13 protein-coding genes are annotated in these 18,166 nt (G+C 71.4%); 5 read left to right on the top strand and 8 right to left on the bottom strand.

The window, feature by feature from the left end; translation table 11 throughout:
• Window positions 1–55: 55 nt before the first annotated feature.
• Window positions 56–1,141 (bottom strand): pyrimidine utilization protein A, encoded by a 1,086-nt coding sequence (gene rutA / locus GXW74_RS18730; protein ID WP_211848068.1) that lies wholly within the window; start codon window positions 1,139–1,141, stop codon window positions 56–58.
• 75 nt (window positions 1,142–1,216) lie between these two features.
• Here rutA and GXW74_RS18725 point away from each other — a divergent pair, with 75 nt between their 5' ends.
• Window positions 1,217–2,143, top strand: coding sequence for a polysaccharide deacetylase family protein (locus tag GXW74_RS18725; protein WP_211848067.1), 927 nt, complete (start codon window positions 1,217–1,219; stop codon window positions 2,141–2,143).
• A 154-nt stretch (window positions 2,144–2,297) separates the two neighbouring features.
• On the opposite strand, the gene GXW74_RS18720 is transcribed toward GXW74_RS18725, so the two are convergent.
• From GXW74_RS18720 to GXW74_RS18710, 3 genes are all read right to left on the bottom strand, one after another.
• The gene (locus GXW74_RS18720; protein WP_211848066.1) at window positions 2,298–2,645 is read right to left on the bottom strand and encodes a PilZ domain-containing protein; all 348 of its coding nucleotides are present in this window, start codon (window positions 2,643–2,645) and stop codon (window positions 2,298–2,300) included.
• 122 nt (window positions 2,646–2,767) lie between these two features.
• Window positions 2,768–5,230, bottom strand: coding sequence for a methyl-accepting chemotaxis protein (locus GXW74_RS18715; RefSeq protein ID WP_211848065.1), 2,463 nt, complete (start codon window positions 5,228–5,230; stop codon window positions 2,768–2,770).
• Window positions 5,231–5,316: 86 nt separating this feature from the next.
• Window positions 5,317–6,888 (bottom strand): gamma-glutamyltransferase, encoded by a 1,572-nt coding sequence (locus GXW74_RS18710; protein ID WP_211848064.1) that lies wholly within the window; start codon window positions 6,886–6,888, stop codon window positions 5,317–5,319.
• Window positions 6,889–7,040: 152 nt separating this feature from the next.
• Here GXW74_RS18710 and GXW74_RS18705 point away from each other — a divergent pair, with 152 nt between their 5' ends.
• Window positions 7,041–9,188 carry a malate synthase G gene (locus tag GXW74_RS18705; RefSeq protein ID WP_211848063.1) on the top strand — a complete coding sequence of 716 codons (2,148 nt, stop codon included), beginning with the start codon at window positions 7,041–7,043 and terminating at the stop codon, window positions 9,186–9,188.
• Window positions 9,189–9,383: 195 nt separating this feature from the next.
• Here GXW74_RS18705 and GXW74_RS18700 read toward each other — a convergent pair whose 3' ends face one another.
• Both GXW74_RS18700 and GXW74_RS18695 read right to left on the bottom strand, forming a co-directional pair.
• On the bottom strand, window positions 9,384–10,115 hold the full coding sequence (locus tag GXW74_RS18700) for a hypothetical protein (protein WP_211848062.1): 732 nt from the start codon (window positions 10,113–10,115) through the stop codon (window positions 9,384–9,386).
• Window positions 10,116–10,329: 214 nt separating this feature from the next.
• Complete coding sequence (locus GXW74_RS18695; protein WP_211848061.1) at window positions 10,330–11,049, bottom strand: pyridoxamine 5'-phosphate oxidase family protein; 720 nt, start codon at window positions 11,047–11,049, stop codon at window positions 10,330–10,332.
• 75 nt (window positions 11,050–11,124) lie between these two features.
• Between GXW74_RS18695 and pdxR the strand changes: the two genes are divergently transcribed.
• The gene (gene pdxR / locus GXW74_RS18690; protein ID WP_211848060.1) at window positions 11,125–12,570 is read left to right on the top strand and encodes a MocR-like pyridoxine biosynthesis transcription factor PdxR; all 1,446 of its coding nucleotides are present in this window, start codon (window positions 11,125–11,127) and stop codon (window positions 12,568–12,570) included.
• 380 nt (window positions 12,571–12,950) lie between these two features.
• Here the strand turns inward: pdxR and GXW74_RS18685 are convergent, their stop codons facing one another.
• A complete protein-coding gene (locus GXW74_RS18685; protein ID WP_211848059.1) occupies window positions 12,951–14,354 on the bottom strand; it encodes a L,D-transpeptidase scaffold domain-containing protein in 1,404 nt (467 codons plus the stop codon).
• Between the two features lie 921 nt (window positions 14,355–15,275).
• Between GXW74_RS18685 and GXW74_RS18680 the strand changes: the two genes are divergently transcribed.
• Together GXW74_RS18680 and GXW74_RS18675 are read left to right on the top strand one after the other, a co-directional pair.
• Window positions 15,276–16,535 (top strand): Hsp70 family protein, encoded by a 1,260-nt coding sequence (locus GXW74_RS18680; protein ID WP_211848058.1) that lies wholly within the window; start codon window positions 15,276–15,278, stop codon window positions 16,533–16,535.
• Between the two features lie 299 nt (window positions 16,536–16,834).
• The gene (locus GXW74_RS18675; protein WP_211848057.1) at window positions 16,835–17,080 is read left to right on the top strand and encodes a DUF3297 family protein; all 246 of its coding nucleotides are present in this window, start codon (window positions 16,835–16,837) and stop codon (window positions 17,078–17,080) included.
• Between the two features lie 116 nt (window positions 17,081–17,196).
• Here GXW74_RS18675 and bla read toward each other — a convergent pair whose 3' ends face one another.
• On the bottom strand, window positions 17,197–18,078 hold the full coding sequence (bla, locus tag GXW74_RS18670) for a class A beta-lactamase (RefSeq protein ID WP_211848056.1): 882 nt from the start codon (window positions 18,076–18,078) through the stop codon (window positions 17,197–17,199).
• Window positions 18,079–18,166: the final 88 nt, after the last annotated feature.

Below are 18,166 nucleotides of genomic sequence, written 5' to 3'. Positions count from 1 at the left end.
ATGGGGGCACCATGTCCCCCCGGCCCGCGCCGTTCAAGTCAGGCGGAGTCGCCGATCATTCCGCAGCCAGGGGCAGCCGGTCCTTGCGGCACGCCATCAGCGGCTGGATATGCGCGCCGAACTTGTCGAGCCCTTCGAGGAAATCGTCGAAGGTCAGCATGATGCCCTTCACCCCGGGCATCGAGGCGACCTCGTCGAGCATCTTCGCGACATTCGCGTAGGAGCCCACCAGCGTGCCCATGTTGAAGTTGATCGGCGAGGGCGAACGCAGCACCGCCGCGGCCATCGATGTGTCCGCCGCCGTCGTGTCCTCCGCCGCCTTGCCGAGCAGATGGGCCAGCGCCTCCTTGTCGGCGCCCTGGTTGTAGAGGTCCCATTTCGCCATCGCCGCGGCGTCGGTCTCCTCGGCGATCACCATGTAGAGCATGTAGGCGCCGAGATCGCGGCCGGTCCTCTTCCCGGCCTCGAGCACGCGGGCGGGGACGGAGGCCGCCCTGGTCGGCTCGTTCACGCCCTCGCCGAGGCAGAAATTGTAGTCGCAGAGCTCGGCCGCGAATTCCATGCCGCGGTCGGACTGGCCGGCGGCGACCACCTTGATCGGCGATTTCGGGCGGGGACTCAGCATGCACCGGTCCATCTGGAAATACTCGCCCTTGAAGTCGGAGATCCCGGTCTCCCACAGCTCGCGCAGGATGCGCACATATTCCGTGCTGTAGTCGTAGCGCCTGCCGAAATGGTGGTCACCCGGCCACAGCCCCATCTGGCTGTATTCGACCTTGTGCCAGCCCGAGACGATGTTCACGCCGAAGCGGCCGCCGGAGATGCTGTCGATCGTGCTCGTCATGCGCGCGACCATCGCCGGCGGCAGGGTCAGCACGGCGGTGGAGGCGAAGAGCTTGATGCGGCTCGTGACAGAGGCGAGGCCCGCCATCAGCGTGAAGCTTTCGAGCCCGTGGTCCCAGAACTCCGTCTTCCCCCCGAAGCCGTGCAGCTTGATCATCGAGAGGGCGAAGTCGAAGCCGTAGCCCTCCGCCTTCTGCACCACCGCCTTGTTGAGCTCGAAGCTCGGCATGTATTGCGGCGAGGTGGCGGAGATCAGCCAGCCATTGTTGTTGATCGGGATGAAGACGCCGATGTCCATCTCGGTCCCCCGGGGCCTGTTGACCGCGCGGATACCGCAAGTACCGTGCCACCGACGGTTGCGGGGAGATCACCGATGAGCGACGGCAAGGCAAAGCCCTGGGACTGGAGCGAGCCGGAATGGCGGCGCATCGTCGGGCGCGCGCGCGCCGGGCGGTCGCTGGCGCCGGCATCCTGGCCGGGCGGCGCGCGCTGCGCCGTCGCGCTCTCCTTCGACGCGGACCACGAGACCATCCCGCTGCGCGACGCGGACGAAAGCCCGATGCGCATCAGCCAGGGGCAGTACGGCAACCGGCAGGGCGTGAAGCGCATCCGCGCGCTGCTCGACCGCCACGGCGTGCGCGCCTCCTTCTTCTATCCCGCCGTCTCGGCGCTGCTGCACCCGGAGGAGGTGCGCGCGGTCGCCGCCGAGGGCAACGAGATCGGCATCCATTCCTGGATCCACGAGGCCAACACCCAGCTTCCGCCCGGCGTCGAGCGGGACCTGACGCTCCGCTCCGCCGACACGCTGGAGAAGATCGCCGGCCGGCGGCCCGTTGGCATCCGCACGGCGTCCTGGGACTTCTCCGTGGATACCATGGACATCATCCGGGAACTCGGCCTGCTCTACGATTCCTCGCTGATGGCCGACGACGATCCCTATGAGCTGGAAGTCCAGGGCGAAGCGACCGGCATCGTGGAGCTGCCGCCGGAATGGATCCGGGACGACGCCGTGTACTTCAACATGGTGCGTTTCTCGGCGCTGAGGCCCTATACGCCGCCTTCGGCGGTCGAGGAGATCTTCCGTGCGGAATTCGAAGGCGCACTCGCCGAAGGAGGGCTGTTCCTGCTGACCATGCACCCGCACGTCATCGGGCACCGCAGCCGCATCGCCCTGCTGGACCGGCTGGTGCAATACATGAAAGGCACGCCGGGCGTGTGGTTCGGCACGCACGAGGAGGTGGCGAGGTGGTGCGCGCAGCAGGCGGGGATGGCGGCGCCGAACGTTTCAAGCGGTTTCTGAGTAGAACAAAGGCCGGGGGGGGGGAAGGGAAGTTCCCCCCCGACCTTCCTTGGCACCCGGAGACTGGCCTCCGAGGTCAGTTCCCAGAGGACAAGGAAGGGATGTGGATCGGGGGAGGTTCTCCTCCCCCCCGACCTCCGGGGAACGGTCCGCGTCAGCCGAGCACATCCTTCAGCGCTTCGCGCCACACCGCCCGCTCCTGGTCGCCCTCGATCGAGAGATGCACGCCGATCAGGCTGATGCCGCGGATGCGGGCGAGGATCGGCCGCTCCGGCAGGCGCTGCAGCCGGATGCGCACCAGGTCGCCGGCGATCACGCCGCGCACCCCGTGCAGCATCGCGCCACCGGCCGAGACATCGCGCACGAAGGCCTCCTGCACATGCGGGCCGATCGCGACGAGGCAGTCCTCACGCAATGGGAATCGCGGCCCGTCGCGCCGCTCATCGAGGGCAGCGGCGATGGTCTCGAAATCCGCGGATGCCGGCGTGTCGTTCGCGGACATGCCCTCCCTCCAATCCGGCCCTCCATTTATTGAGGCGCGGACGGAATGATAGCATCGAAGCGGTTCCCGCTGCGCGCACTTCGTCGATTCCGCGAACACGGTCTCGCGCGTTCAGCGGCGCATCACGCGGCTTCCCGCGCGGCGGTGGTGCGCCGCAGCGCGGCGACCGCCGCCTGCCAGACCGAGCCGGCATCCGCCGCATCGATCTCGATCTGGATGCCGTTCAGGCTCAGCGCATGGACCATGCCACGGACCCGCAACCCGTCCTGACCAGGCAGGATCAGCGCCAGGGCCTGTCCCTCCCGCACGCCGGAGACGCCGGCGACCAGCGCATCATGCGCCGAGACGCTGGCGAGGCGCCCTTCCTGCGTGCCGCCGGGCAACTCGACCCGGCAGACGGCGTTCACCACCACGCGCTCGGACAGCCGGCGGTCGGCCTCCGCGATGGAATCGCGCACCACGGTGACGAGCTTGTCCTGCAGCGCCGCGACATCCGTGTTCACCGCGGCGGTGGCGTCGCTGACGCTGCCCGCCCGCGCGCCGGCATCCTGCGCCGCGGAGGAGACGGTGTCGGCCTCCTCGCTCATGCGCCGCACCGCCTGGCCGCTCTGCGCCACGTTGCGCGCGATCTCCTGGGTGACGACGGCCTGCTGCTCCATCGCCGCGGCGATGGCGCCGGCGGCCTCGGCGATCTCGCCGATCATGCTTCCGATGCCGGCCACGGCCTCGACGGCGGCTTCGGTACTGCCCTGGATCTCGGCGATCTGGCGGCTGATCTCCTCGGTCGAGCGGGCGGTCTGGCCGGCAAGGTTCTTCACCTCCCCCGCCACCACGGCGAAGCCCTTGCCGGCCTCGCCCGCACGCGCGGCCTCGATCGTCGCGTTCAGTGCCAGCAGGTTGGTCTGGCCGGCGACGGCGCGGATCAAATGCACCACCTCGCCGATGCGGCCGACCGTCTCGCTCAGGTGGTGGATCGCCTGCTCGGCGGCGCCTCCGCCGGCGACGGCGCGGCGCGTGATCTCCCCCGTGCGCAGCGCCTGCGTCGTGATCTCGCGGATCGACGCGGCGAGTTCCTCGCTCGCCGCCGCCACCGCCTCGACCGCGTCGCGCGCCTCGGAGGAGACGCCCGCCATGCCGGCGGCGCGCTCGGACAGCCGCGCCGCGATGTCGGCCATCGCCTCGGTCTCGGCGGCGATGCTGCTGGTGCGCGCGGCGACCGTCTCGACCGCGCCGCGGGACTCGCGTTCGACCGATGCGGCGAGGTCGCCGATCGCGCGGCGCCGCTCCTCGGCGGCCTGGCGGTCGCGCTCGATGCGCTCCGCCTCGCCGAAGGCGAGCCGCGCGCGCAGGGCGCGCAGCAGGGAGGAGAGGCGGCGGAACTCGCGCGCCGGCGGCGTCACGATCGTCCGGCCGTAGTCCTGCGAGGCGATGGCGACGAAATGCGCCTCGAGTTCCCGCAGCGGTCGGCGCAGCGCACGCAGGGCGAGCCAGGCGCAGAGCGTCGCGGCGATCAGCCCGAGCAGCGCCACCACGGCCGATTCCCATGCATGCCAGGCGAAATCCTCCTGCGCCTCGGCATAGGCGCGTTCCGCCGCCTCGACCTGCTGTGCGATGACGGCGCGCAGCGCCTCGATCACGGGCCTGAACAGCGGCGCGGCACGGTCATGCAGCAATGCCTCCAGCCCCCCCGCGTCGCCGGCCTCGGCGAGGCGCAGCGCGGGCGCCAGGCCCTCGCGCAGCCAGGCATCGCGCGCGGCCACGAAGCGCGCGGCCGCGGCGGCTTCCTCGGCGCCGCGCGGGATCGCCGCATGGGCGTCCCACGCCGCCGCGGCGTCGGTGGCATAGCCCCGGATCATCGCTACGCGCGCGGCGGCCGGCCGGCCGCCGCGCAGGTCGGTCGGCAGCATGGCGAGATGCGTCGCGCCGTCGCGCAGCCGGTCGAGCGCCTCGGCCAGGCGCGCGGCCGGCACCATGCGCTGCTCATGCATCGCCTGCAGCGCCGCGTTGCTGTCCCGCATGCCGCTCAGCGACGTGGCGCCGACCGCGACCGTCGCGACGACGGCGGCGGCGACCGCGGCACCGATGCGGACCGCGACGCTGTCCCGCCAGTCCGCGATACGCGCGCGCCAGCCGCGGCGCACCAGCTCGCCGTCGCGCAGCCCGATGGTCCGGCCGGTCCCGGCGCGAATGGCCGCATAGGCCGCATCGGCGGCCGCGGTCTCCGCCTTCGTCGGACGGCTGCGGATGGAAATGAAGCCGGTGACCTTGCCGCCTTCCTGCACCGGCGTGACGTTGGCGCGCACCCAGTAGTAGGCGCCGGACTTGGCGCGGTTCTTGACCAGCCCGTCCCAGGGCCGCCCGGCCTTGATGGTGGCCCAGAGGTCGGCGAAGGCCTGCCGCGGCATGTCGGGGTGGCGGATGATGTTGTGCGGCGCGCCGAGGAGTTCCTTCTCCTCGAACCCGCTGATGCGCGTGAAGGCCGCGTTGCTGAAGACGATGCGCCCACCCGTATCGGTCCGTGAGACCAGCACCTCGTCCGACGGGACCTCGATCTCCTGGTCGATGACAGGCTCATTCACACGCATGACAGTCGGATTCTCCCATTCGGAACCGAGCGGGAAAATGGCGCCGCGCGCTTAAGGAAGCGTGTTGCGCGCACGGCGCCGGCCGTTCATTGCGCGAGCGCGGCGCTCCAGGGGCTCATCGCGTCGCTGATGCCCTGTCGCGTGCCGTCGGCGCCGATGCGGATCAGGTTCGGGCAGGCGAAGTTCACCGGCAGCACGGCGTGCTCCACCTCCGTCACCTCGGCGTCTCTCGCCAGGGCGGCGATGGTTTCGGCGCCGAGCCGGCGGTCGGCTGTCACACCTTCCGGCCCCGAGACGTCGAGCCGCGGATGATGCCCCGCGGCCTCCGGCGCCATGCCGAAATCGGCGACGAAGGACAGCAGCTGGAAGACCGCGGCCATGATGCGCCGTCCGCCGGAGGCGCCGGTGGCGATGACGGGCGTGTCGCCCTCCGCCGCCAGTACCGGGCACATGTTGCACAGCGGTCGCCTGTTCGGCGCGATGGCGTTGGCGCTGTCCGGCCGCGGGTCGAACCACATGACGCCGTTGTTCATCAGCACGCCGGAGCGCGGCAGCACGACGCGGCTGCCCATGCTCGACAGCAGCGTCGTCGTCATCGCCACCATCATTCCGTCCTTGTCGCAGACGGTCAGGTGCGTGGTGCAGGAATCGGCGCCCTGCGGCTCGGTGTCGCCGAGGCCGGCGAGACGCTCCGCATAGGCCGCGCGCATCGTGCGGGCGAGCTGCGCATACCAGCCGGCGGACGGCGTGGCGCCGGAGAAGTCCGCATCGCGCATCCCGTCCAGCACGCGCAGCAGGGTCGGCGCCGCGGTCAGGCCATTGGCGAGGAGCAGGCGCCTGCCGCGCCATTCGGCCTCCAGCGCCGGCTTGATCACCGTCCGGCAGCCCACCAGGTCGGAGGCGCTGATCGGCGAGCCCATGTCGCGGAAGTCGGCGAGCAGTTCGCCGGCGACCTCGCCCTCGTAGAAGTCGCGCAGGCCGGCATGGGCCAGGCGCTCCAGCGTCTCGGCGAGCTTGCCCTGGCGGAAGAAGCCGGGGCTGCCCTGATAGGGCGGCACGGGCGGCAGGCCATTCGGCAGGTAGATGCGCGCGCTTTCCTCATAGAGGCGCAGGACTGCGGCACTGTTGGCGATCTTCAGCGTGGTGAACCAGTCCTGCGCCAGGCCGCGCTTCGCCAGCGCGATGGCCGGCGCCATCACCACGGAGAGCGGCAGCTTGCCGTGGCGGGCGTGCAATTCGGCATAGCCCGCGACCGAGGATGGGATGACGAAGGAGAGCGGCCCATGGATGTTGCGATCGCCCACCACCTCGGGCCAGGTGAAGAGGTCGGCCTTCATCGTGCCGGTCAGCGGATAGGCCGAGGGGTCGAGGCCATGCGGGGAGACCGGGCCGAAGTCGAAGGTCTGGGCGGGACCGCCCGGGGCCATCACCTGGGCGAAGCCGATGCCGCCGATGCCGGAATTCCAGGGTTCGACGACGGCAAGCGCGAAGGCGGCGGCGACGGCGGCATCGGCCGCGGTGCCGCCTTCATCGAGGATGGCGATGCCGGCCTCGGCGGCCGAACGGGCCTGGGACGCCACCATGCCCCGGCGACCCGTCGCCCCCGGCTTGGTCACCTGCCAGTGCTGGGAGACATGCGGGGGCGGCGTCCAGGCCATGATCGAGTCCTTACCGGTGACAGAGAACCGGCAGCCTCGCGCCGGGGGCGGCGGGGGGCAACCCCCGTTTGCCCCGGGGCGGCTTTGCGCCTAGGAAGCGCCCCGGAAATCGGCAATCGTTGAGATTTGCTGCGGGTTCAGGAGAGCTTGTCATGGCCGCAACGAAGGGTCTCGTCGTCGCCCCGGTGCTCAAGGCGTTCATGGAGTCCGAGGCCCTGCCCGGCACCGGCGTCGAGCCCGCGCGCTTCTGGGAGGCGATGGAGCGGATCCTGCGCGAGATGGCGCCGGCCAATGCCGCCCTGCTGAGGAAGCGCGACGACCTGCAGGCGAAGATCGACGCGTGGCATCGCGCGCATCCGGCCAAGCCGGTGGACCTCGCGGCCTACACGGCGTTCCTCAAGGAAATCGGCTACCTCCTGCCCGAGCCGGCGGAAGTGAAGGTCGGCACGACGGACGTGGATGCGGAGATCGCCTCGCTGGCCGGGCCGCAGCTCGTGGTGCCGGTTTCCAACGCGCGCTACGCGCTGAATGCGGCGAATGCGCGCTGGGGGTCGCTGTATGACGCGCTCTACGGCACCGACGCCATCCCGCAGGAGGGGCCGCGCGCGAAGGGCTACGACCCGGCGCGCGGGGCGAAGGTGATCGCGAAGGCGCGCGCGGTGCTCGACCGCGCGGTACCGCTCGCCACCGGCAGCCATGCCGATGCGACCGCCTACCGGCTCGAGGCGGGCGCGCTGGAAGTGACGCTGAAGGATGGCGGCAAGGTCGGGCTGGCGCGGCCCGGGCAGTGCGTCGGCTTCCTGGGCGAGGCGCACGCGCCGACCGCGGTGCTCTTCGTCAGCAACGGGCTGCACATCGAGGTGAAGTTCGACCGCGCGCATCCGATCGGCAGGACGGACGCGGCGGGAATCTGCGACGTGGTGATGGAAGCGGCGCTGACCACCATCCAGGACTGCGAGGATTCCGTCGCCGCGGTGGACGCCGAGGACAAGGTCGGGGTCTATCGCAACTGGCTCGGCCTGATGAAGGGCGACCTGGCGGCCGAGTTCGAGAAGGACGGGAAGACGATGGTGCGGCGGCTGAACGCCGACCGGATCTTCCAGAAGCCTTCCGGCGGGGCGATGACGCTGCATGGCCGGTCGGTGATGCTGGTGCGCAATGTCGGCCACCACATGATGACCGATGCCGTCACGCTGGACGGCGAGGAGGTCCCGGAAACCATCCTCGACGCCATGTGCACGGTCGCGATCGCGCTGCACGACATCCGCGGCAAGCGGATGAACTCGCGCGCCGGGTCGGTCTACATCGTCAAGCCGAAGATGCACGGGCCGGAGGAAGTGGCCTGGGCGGACGCGTTGTTCGCCCGCGTGGAGGATGCGCTCGGCCTCAAGCGCGCGACGCTCAAGATGGGCATCATGGACGAGGAGCGGCGCACCACCGTCAACCTCAAGGCCTGCATCGCCGCGGCGAAGGACCGGGTGGTGTTCATCAACACCGGCTTCCTCGACCGCACGGGCGACGAGATCCACACCTCGATGGAAGCGGGCGCGGTCGTGCGCAAGAACGACATGCGCAAGGCGGCGTGGATCTCCGCCTATGAGGACTGGAACGTGGATGTCGGCCTCATCTGCGGGCTGCGCGGGCGCGCGCAGATCGGCAAGGGCATGTGGGCGATGCCCGACATGATGGCGGCGATGCTGGAACAGAAGATCGGCCATCCGAAGGCGGGGGCGAACACCGCCTGGGTGCCCTCGCCGACCGCGGCGACGCTGCACGCGCTGCACTACCACGAGGTCGATGTCGCGGCGCGGCAGGAGGAGCTGGCGAAGGGCGGCCGCCGCGCGAAGCTGGATGACATCCTGACCGTGCCGCTCGCGCGCGACACCAACTGGTCGCCGGCCGATGTGCAGGCGGAGCTCGACAACAACGCGCAGGGCATCCTGGGCTACGTGGTGCGCTGGGTGGACCAGGGCGTGGGCTGCTCCAAGGTGCCGGACATCAACGATGTCGGGCTGATGGAGGATCGCGCGACGCTGCGCATCAGCAGCCAGCACATCGCCAACTGGCTGCGCCACGAGGTGGTGACCTCGGAGCAGGTGATGGAGACGATGAAGCGCATGGCCGCGGTGGTGGACCGGCAGAATGCCGGCGACCCGGCCTATGTCCCGATGGCGCCGGGCTTCGACGGGCCGGCCTTCAAGGCGGCCTGCGACCTGGTGTTCGAAGGCGCGAAGCAGCCGAACGGCTACACCGAGTTCGTGCTGACCCGGCGGCGGCGGGAGGCCAAGGCGGCGGGGTGAGAGCCCCGCGCGCCGCCTGACCGCGGCACGGCGGAGCGGCAGCGAAGGCTGCGCCGCCCGCGGCGCGCCGGACCGCGGGGCTGGGGTGGCCCCGGGAGCCGATCACGACCGGGCGGCCACGGCTGGCCGGGCGAAGCGGCCCGCGACCCCGGGCGGCTGCGCCGACGGTCGCGAGCCGCGGCGCCGGAAGACCGCTCAAGACCGATCTTCACCCGCCCGGCAGGATGCGTGAGGCCCGCGGCCAGTGCAGAGGCGACGCCAATCGGAAGCCGCCTCGTCGGACGCGGCGAGGGCCGCACGGGCGCCGCTGTGCCAGAGGGCGCGGCAAGGGCGCAGCCCGGGCGTCGCATGGACGTGATTGGCCATGCCGCGCGCGGTCATCACCAGGTGCCTGGCCATGCCGCGCCTCGCGGCCTGATCGTCGCCGAGGCCCGGTTCCATCGCGATGGCGCGCTGCAGCCCGGCAAAGGCGGCGCTGGCCCAGCGGCGATCGCGGTCGTCGCAGCGCAGGGCGATGGTGGCGACGAAGGCCTGCCAGCCCAGGGCCTCCACCGCGTCCGGCAAGGCCGGCAGGCGTGGTTCGTCGCCGGCCTCCATCCGTGCGAGGTCATCGGCGTCGCGCCAGCGCATGGTGTCCTCCGCCTCTCGGCAGATGGCCATGCCGTAGGTTTCGAACAGGCGGGTGCCGAGGGTCATGGCGAAGGCAGCGGAGACGAGCCCTTCGCGCTGCCCTTCCGGCAGCACGTCATGCCGAGTCGCGGAGACGCCGCGCTGGAGCCGATCGGCCCAGCCGGCATCGCGCAGCCCGCAGAGCGGCGCCAGCGTCGCGAGCCGTGCCGCGCGCACGTGGATCTCGCCGAAATGCCGGAACTGCTCCCGTGCCGCCGTGTCCTGTCCCGACAGGAGCAGAAGAACGGAAGCAACCACGATCCGGCAGCGCATGGGTCGGCCTTAACGGGCACTGAACCGCGCAGCAAGCCGCCCCGCCGGCATCCTGCGATGCGCCCTGAAGGCTTTCGGCCCGGACGGCACCGCCCCACGCATCCTCGCGACGCCCCCACCATCGCCGGTGACGGTTCCCAAAGGCCTTTCGGCGTTTGGCGGGTGGGTCCGGGAGGGCGGCGCCCTCCCGGTCGCGTCGTCAGGCATAGGCTGCCGCGTAGGCTTCGAGCAGCGCCTCCTCCAGCAACCGTCCCGCCTGGTACGCTTTGAGGTCCGCACCGCGTTCCACCCCCGGCAGCAGCCGCTCGCACGGTTCCGGCTCGCCCAGGAAGGTGCGCAGCGGCACGCGTTCGGCGTAGATCGGCAGGGCGTAGTCCTCCTCATCATCGGCGAGCCCCTTGGCGCGGATCTTGGCCGAGGCGCGCTCGATCTCCATCCACACCACGGCGGTCGCCTTGACCTCCTGCTTCGAGCTTTCGCGCAGCCCCGCGGTGCGGCCCGGGAAGAAGCGGTCGACCATCATGGTCAGGGCGCGCAGCTTCTCCTCCGGCTCGGTGACCAGCCGCGCCCGGCCGAAGCACATGGCGGAGCGGTAGTCGGCCGAGTGGTTGAAGCCGCAGCGCGCCATCACGAGGCTGTCGAGATGCGTCACCGTCAGGCAGGCGGGCTCGCCGTCGGAGAGGTTGCGCAGCATCCGGCTGGCGCTGCTGCCGTGCCAGTAGAGCCGTGTCTCCTCCCGCCAGAACAGGGTCGGCGTGCAGTAGGGCTGGCCGTCGATGACGTAGGAGACGTGGCACAGCGCCGCGGAATCGAGGATGCGGTGCACGGTCTCGTGGTCGTAGTGGCCGCGGTCGTGGCGGCGCTTGACCCGGTTGACCTTGTCCACTGGGTAGGCTGGGGCTTCGGTGGTGACGGACATTGGCAGGCCCTCGATTGACGCGGGCGTTCTCGCACGCGCAAATTGGTCGGCACGAGGGCCAATCCGGACCATCCGATGCCGACCAATCGCGAAACCCACGCCGCCGCGCTGGACCTGCCGCTGCGGATCGAGGGCGGCGGCGGCAGCCAGTCGAGCCGCGTCCATGCCGGGCTGCGCGCGGCGATCCTGGACGGACGGCTGGCGGCAGGGCTGCGCCTGCCGTCAAGCCGCGCGCTGGCGGCGCAGCTCGGCGTGCGGCGCAACGCCGTGGTCGTCGCCTATGAGCTGCTGTTGAGCGACGGCCTGGCCGAGGCGCGGGTCGGCGACGGCACCTATGTCGCGGCGCAGGTGCCGCGCGGGCCCGCCGCGCCCGATCCGGTGCCGGCGCCGGTGCCGACCTCGGGGCGCGGCCCCTTCGCGGTGGGCTGCACCACGGCGGACCCGATCCTGCTGCGGCGCTTCGGCCGCGCGCTGCGGGACCGGGTGGTGCGCGCCGACCCGGCCGATCTCGGCTATGGCGACCCGCGGGGAAACGAGGCGCTGCGGCGGGCGATCGCCGAGCACCTCGCCGCGAACCGCGGGCTCGCCTGCGACCCGAGCCGGATCCTCGTCACCAGCGGCACGCAGCAGGGGTTGCGGCTCTGCGCCGAAGTGCTGCTGCGGCCTGGCGACGCCGTGTGGATGGAGGATCCGGGCTATCCCGCCGCGCGGCGCACGCTGGAAGCGCTCGGCGCGCGGCTGGTGCCGGTGCCGGTGGATGCGGCGGGCATCGACGTCGCGGCGGGGCGAGCACGGGCCCCGGAAGCGCGCATCGCGTATGTCACGCCGTCCCACCAGTTCCCGACCGGGGTGACGATGAGCATGGCGCGACGGCTCGCCCTGCTCGACTGGGCGCGGGAGGCCGGCGCCTGGGTGATGGAGGACGACTACGACAGCGAGTTCCGCTTCGCCGGGGCGCCGCTGACGGCATTGGCCGGGATCGATGGCGAAGGGCGGGTGATCTATCTCGGCACCTTCTCCAAGACGCTGTTTCCCGGGCTGCGTATCGGCTTCGTGGTGGTGCCGGCGGCACTGATGGCGCGCGTGGTGGCGGCGCGGGCGGTGTCGGACCGGTTTCCCTCCGGGCTGATGGGCGGCGCGCTGGCAGACGTGATGGCATGCGGCGACTTCGCCGCGCATCTGCGCCGCATGCGCAGCCGCTACCGCGCAGCGCGGGACCTGGTGGCCGGGGCGCTCGACCAGGCTTCGGGCGGACGGCTGCGGATTGCCGTGCCGGATCACGGGCTGCACCTGCTCGTCACCCTGCCGGAGGGCCTGCCGCCGGGATCGGCGCGGCGGATCCAGGCGGAAGCGCAGGTCGAAGGATGGCTGCTGTCGGAGACGCGGTTGGCACCCGAGGGGCCGGACGGATTCGTCATCGGGTATTCGGGACATGAGGCCGGCGCGCTGAAGCAGGCGGCCGGACGGCTGGGGGCGGCGGTGCTCGCCTGCTGCCGGCAGCACGGGGTCGGGCCGGGTTGAAGCCGGAGGGGCCCTGCCCCCGGCCCAGGCCGCCACAGGCCGAAAGGCCCTTGGAAACAGGCATCCGGCACGGATCACGGCGGGACCGCGCCGGCCGGGGGGCGTGGCGAGACATCGGGGTCTTCCCGGCGCTGCCAAGGCGAGAACTGAATGCGTTGCCGCTGCCGCCGCCCCAGGGCGGCCATTGGCCCTCTGCGGTCGTGGGTCCGATCCTGGCCGAAGGCAGACCGACGTTCCCGGTCGGCGGCGGAGCCCGCATCCGGTGACGATGGCGGGCCGCGCTGAGCGACCGGTGTCCTTGCGGTTGGGCCCATCACCCCCAAGGGGCCGCCGGACAGGCCCGGAGCGATGTCGGGCGCGATGTCGGGCGGAGGACCCGCCTACGCCGTCGCAGTTTGCCCCTGAGAGCGCCTCCGCAGCTTCTGCCAGATGTCGGCGTCGCGGTTGTAGAAGTCCGGACGGGATTGCAGCGTTCCATCGGTCTCCACGAACGCGGTCTGGTAGATCACGAACACCGGCACTGGCGTCGGCAGCTTGTTTCGGGTGGTGGTGCCCGTCGCGATCCCCTGATTGATCGTGTCGATCGGTTGCCGCATCAGCAGGGCGGCAAGTTCGCGCGGCTTCTCCACTCGGATGCATCCATGGCTGATGCGGCGGTTGTCGCGGCTGAAGACATGCTTGTCCGGGGTGTCGTGCAGATAGACGTCGAACCGGTTCGGCATGTCGAACATGATCACGCCGAGCCCCGCCTCCGGTCCCGGCCGCTGCTCCACCTCGCCATTGGCCCGCAGGACCATGTTGTTGCGCGCCAGGTAGTTCGGGTCGCGACTGATCCTTGGCAGGATCTCCGCGGCGACGATGTCCCTCGGGATGACCCACGGCGGGTTGAAGAAACTGGCCTCGATCATGGCGCGGAACTCGGGGCTCTGATTGCGCTCGGCATCATCGCCAACGACGACGCGCGTCGAGAAGACCGGCCGATCGGCGCGATAGAGCACCAGCCGCTGGTCGGCAACGTTGACCCATACGCGGTCCGCCGGCAGCGACCGCGGCAGCCAGCGTTGGCGCTCAAGGCTCACCTCGGTCGCGCGCAAGCGGTTCGCCGCGGCATCGCCGCCGGCCGCGGCGCCCGAGCGGTACCGCTGCAAGGCCTGGCGCAGCGCCCGGTAGCTCGGCGTCGTCGGCGCCAGCGCCTCGATCACTGCTGCCGGATCGGGGCTGTCGATCGCTTCATCGAGCGCAGCGGCCACATCGGTCGGCTCGGGCGTCAGGGTTTCGCCGTCTCGTCGCCGCTCAACCGGCACGGCGCCGAAGGCCAGCGCCTCGGCATACGACAGGAAGGCGTCCGACAGCAGGAACTCGCGGCGACGCGGTGGAAACGTCCCCCTTCGCCGCAGCAGGCTGGCGTGAAACAGCTCGGGGTCCAGCCCGTGATCGCCGGCGCGCAGCACCGCGTTCACCAATGAGTTCGCCTGTGCCTGCCGGGTCGCCCATACGGGCCGGAAGCCACGACGGGCGTAGAAGCGCCGCAGCAACCTTGCATTCAGCCGTTCACCGGCGACGACCAGATCGGGCGCACCGTCGCTCAGGTCGCCGAGCCCGGGGTCGCCATGCGACGCCAGGCCGGAAGCGGCTTCGGGCCCCGGAACCGTACCGCACGCAGCGAGCGCACACGCTGCGGCAAGAACGACCGCGCTGCCCCCGATGGCGGTGCGCCGGGAAACCGCGGGGGAGGTCGGCTGCCCTTCGCGATCAGGATCGACCTTGTCCCGCGGCGCGCGCACAGGTGCCACTCCTCGACCTTTTCGGATTCACGCAACTGGTAGTTTGACTCCTTGCCAAGAATTGCTCTTCAATCCCGTTCTGTCCACGGGCCATCCAACTATGGAGAATCAGATGCTTGTCGGTTCCAAGCTGGTGGCTAGCCTCAGGCGATTCCGCAAGTCGGCCATGATCGCCGTGGTGGTTCCCGCGGCACTCGTCGCGGCGTGCGCCCAGCAGCAGCCCCCCCCGCCGCCGCCGGTCCAGGCAGCCCCGCCGGCTCCGGCTCCGGTCCCGCCAGCACGCGGCTAGTCAGCAGCGCGCCGCAAGGCGCGTCCGGCTGTCAATCCAGGCTCGCGCCGATGCGCGGGAAGGCTGGGTGCGTGTTCGGTACGACGAAGCGACGCTGCGCGGCACCCGAGGCTGCTTGCCTCGCGTAAGTGCCGTCTGGACCATGGGGCGAGCCGGAGCACGGCTTCCTCAGAAGCCGGAGACTTGGCGTAGCGCCTGAAGAGGCGGCCGAGGACGCCTTCGGGGCTCCTCTCGGCGTCCGGGAGCCGCCGCACCGAACTTCCTTGCTCTCCGCGTTGCGCTTCTCGCTTCACCGGCGGCCAGAGGTCCACAATCGCGCTCCGGAGGCCCGCCGAGCCATCCGGGTGTCCGGCACTGGCGCAAGGCGGATATCGGAGCTGCGTATCTGTTTGGAAAAGCGTCGTGCGGCGCTTTTCCACGTCCGGCACCGGCCGCTTGCCGGCCACAGAGGCGACGCCTGATCCCGTCCTCGCCCCGGGGCCATGGTTCCGGGAGGCCTTTCGGCCCTTCCGCCGGAAGGACCGGAGAGGCGGAGGCCCTCCCGTCCGCGCGCATCGGGCGGCCGGGCGAGCCGGCTTGCCAGGACGTCCCGAACCAGCTTCAAGGCGCGCCCCCTTCCGCGGACCCTCCCCATGCCCCCCGCCATCGGCATCGATTTCGGTACGACGAACAGCGTGGTCGCGATGGTGCACGCCGACGGGCGCGCGCAGACGCTGAGCCACGCGACGGGCGAGGTCTTCCGTTCCGTCCTGTGCTTCTGGACCGGCGATCGCGGGCGGGCGCGGCACGCCGCGGGGCCGGCGGCAATCGACGCCTATCTCGAGGAGCCCTTCGAGAGCCGACTGATCATGTCCATGAAGAGCTACCTGGCGCAGAACAGCTTCATCGAGACGCGCATCCTCGGCCGGAGCTGGACGCTCGAGGCGCTGGTCGGCCTGTTCCTGAACGAGCTTCTGGCCCCCTTCCGGGCGGAGCTCGCCGGTGCGCGGATCACCGTCGGCAGGCCCGTTCGCTTCGTCGGCGAGCGGCAGGATGACGGGCTGGGCGAACGCCGGCTGCGCGCCGCCTTCGCCGCGGCCGGCTTCCCCAATGTGGAGGTCGGGCTCGAGCCCGCGGCCGCGGGGCATCGCTTCGCGCAGGACCTCGACCGCGCGGCGACCGTGCTGGTGGCGGATTTCGGCGGCGGCACCAGCGACTTCTCGGTCCTGCGCTTCGAACCAGGACCGCCGCGGCGGGTGGCGGCGCTCGGCCATGGGGGCGTCGGCATCGCCGGCGATGCCTTCGACTACCGGATCATCGACCACGTGGTCTCGCCGCTGCTCGGCAAGGGAACCGGCTACAGCGTGATGGGCGGGGAGATGCTGCCGGTGCCGCCGGCCTGGTTCACCAGCTTCGCGCGCTGGAACCAGCTTTCGATGATGCGGGCGCCGCGGACCCTGCGCGACATCGCCGAGGTGGCGCGCACCGCCGAGCACCCGGAGAAGCTGCACCAGTTGATCCGCCTGGTCGAGGAGGAAGCCGGCTACGCGCTCTACCGCGCCGTCTCCGGCGTGAAGGCGGCGCTGTCGCGGGCGGAACGCGCGAGGCTGGAGTTCCGCCATGGGGGGTTCGCCGTGTCGGCGGAGATCGGGCGGAGGGAATTCGAGGGCTGGATCGCGCCGGAACTTGCCCGGATCGGCACGGCGGTGGATGCCGCGCTCGAGGATGCCGGCATGGAGCCGGGCGCGGTGGACCGCGTCTTCCTCACCGGCGGCACCTCCCTGGTGCCCGCGGTGCGCCGGCTGTTCGAGGACCGCTTCGGGCTGCGGCGCGTCGTCGCGGGGGGCGAGTTCGTATCGGTCGCCGAGGGGCTCGCGCTGATGGCACGGGAGGAGGCGACAGCGACGGCATGATGCCCGGGGCGTCGCAGACCCCGTTTCGCGCCGGCCGGATCCAACGGCAGGGTTCACTCGCCCGGCCCGGAAACCGGCGGGCGGAAGGCTGCGTGCCGAAGCCCATTGGCATTCGGGCCTGCCTGGCCTAGAGCGGTTCGCTCTCGCCCCGGCTTGCGGCAACCGCTGCGGCCATTCGTCTTCGCGAGCATCCTCACCCGATCAGGTGCTTCCACCCGATCGCGATCTGCCCCAGGCGGGGCGCCCCGGACGACAACAGGGCCGGCACGCCGACCGATCCGCGCTTGAGACACAGGACCATGACCGAGACCCTTCCCGACCGTCTCTCCACCGACCCGTCCAGCCCCTATTTCAACGAGGAGCTGCTGCAGCGCGGCGTCGGCATTCGCTTCCGCGGGCAGGAGAAGACGAATGTGGAGGAGTACTGCGTCTCCGAAGGCTGGGTGCGGGTCAGCATGGGCAAGGCCGTGGATCGCCGCGGGCGGCCGCTGACGCTGAAGCTGACCGGGACGGTGGAGCCCTATCTGCGCGACGACGCCAGGTAGGGGGTGCCGGCCGGCCGGCGACAACGACCGGCTTCCGATGATCCGAGGCCGCCGAGAACGGCGGTGCCGGCCGCGCCCTGGCCAGCGCCGCCCGCGGCGGCAATCCCGAACCGCCGCTACCTCGCCGCGACGATGGCCGCGCCGACCTCGGCGAGGGCCATGTCGCGCGCGGCGGCGGGCGCCGGGCTGCCGGTGAGGTAGGCCGTCACCACCAGCGGCGCCGCGCCGACCGGCGGCCAGAGCAGACCGACGACGTTGCTCGTGCCGCGCGGCGCGGTGCCGGTGCGATCGCCCGCCTGCCAGCCCGCCGGCAGCCGGGCACGCAGCCGCGAACCGCCGGTCCGGTTGGCACGCAGCCACGCCACCAGTTGCTGGCGGGAAGCCGGGGAGAGGGCGTCGCCCAATGTCAGGCGCCGCAGCGTGGCGAGCATCGCGGCCGGCGTGGTGGTGTCCCTTGGATCGTCCGGCGGCACGTCGTTCAGCGCAGGCTCGATGCGGTCGAGCCCGGTCACCTCGTCGCCGAGGCCGCGGAGATAGGCCGTCAGCCCGCCGGGTCCGCCGAGAACGCGCAGCAGCAGGTTCGCCGCCGCGTTGTCGCTGGTGGTCATGGCCGCCTCACACAGCTCGGCGAGCGTCATGCCCGCGCCGCCCAGGCGGCGCTCCGTGACCGGTGACCACTCGACAAGGTCGGCCCTGGTGACCTGGATGCGCCGCGCGAGGCTGTCCTGGCCGGCATCGACGCGGGCCAGGATGGCGCCGGCGGCAAGGACCTTGAAGGTGCTGGCCATGGGGAAGCGTTCCGCCTCGCGCCGGCCGGCATGGCGCCCGTCGGCGGTGTCCAGCACGGCGATGCCGAGCCGGCCGCCGACGGATGACTCGATCCGCGCGAAGATGCGCGGCAGATCGGCGAAGCCGCCCTCCGCCCGGGCGCGCGCCAGGGTGCTGCCGCCGAATGCCATCGCCGCCGTGCCGCCGATCCATGCCCGCCTGCCGATCATGCCGTGTCTCCCTTCTGGCTGTTGGCGGCGCGACACTGGCCCGCCCGTGGCAGCGGCGACAAACGACTAATCCTTGCAAGAATCCCAA

The organism is Neoroseomonas eburnea, assembly GCF_018129005.1.
Lineage (GTDB): Bacteria > Pseudomonadota > Alphaproteobacteria > Acetobacterales > Acetobacteraceae > Neoroseomonas > Neoroseomonas eburnea.
The sequence above is the reverse complement of the archived record's forward strand: the minus strand, read 5'-3'. Positions and strand labels throughout refer to the sequence as shown.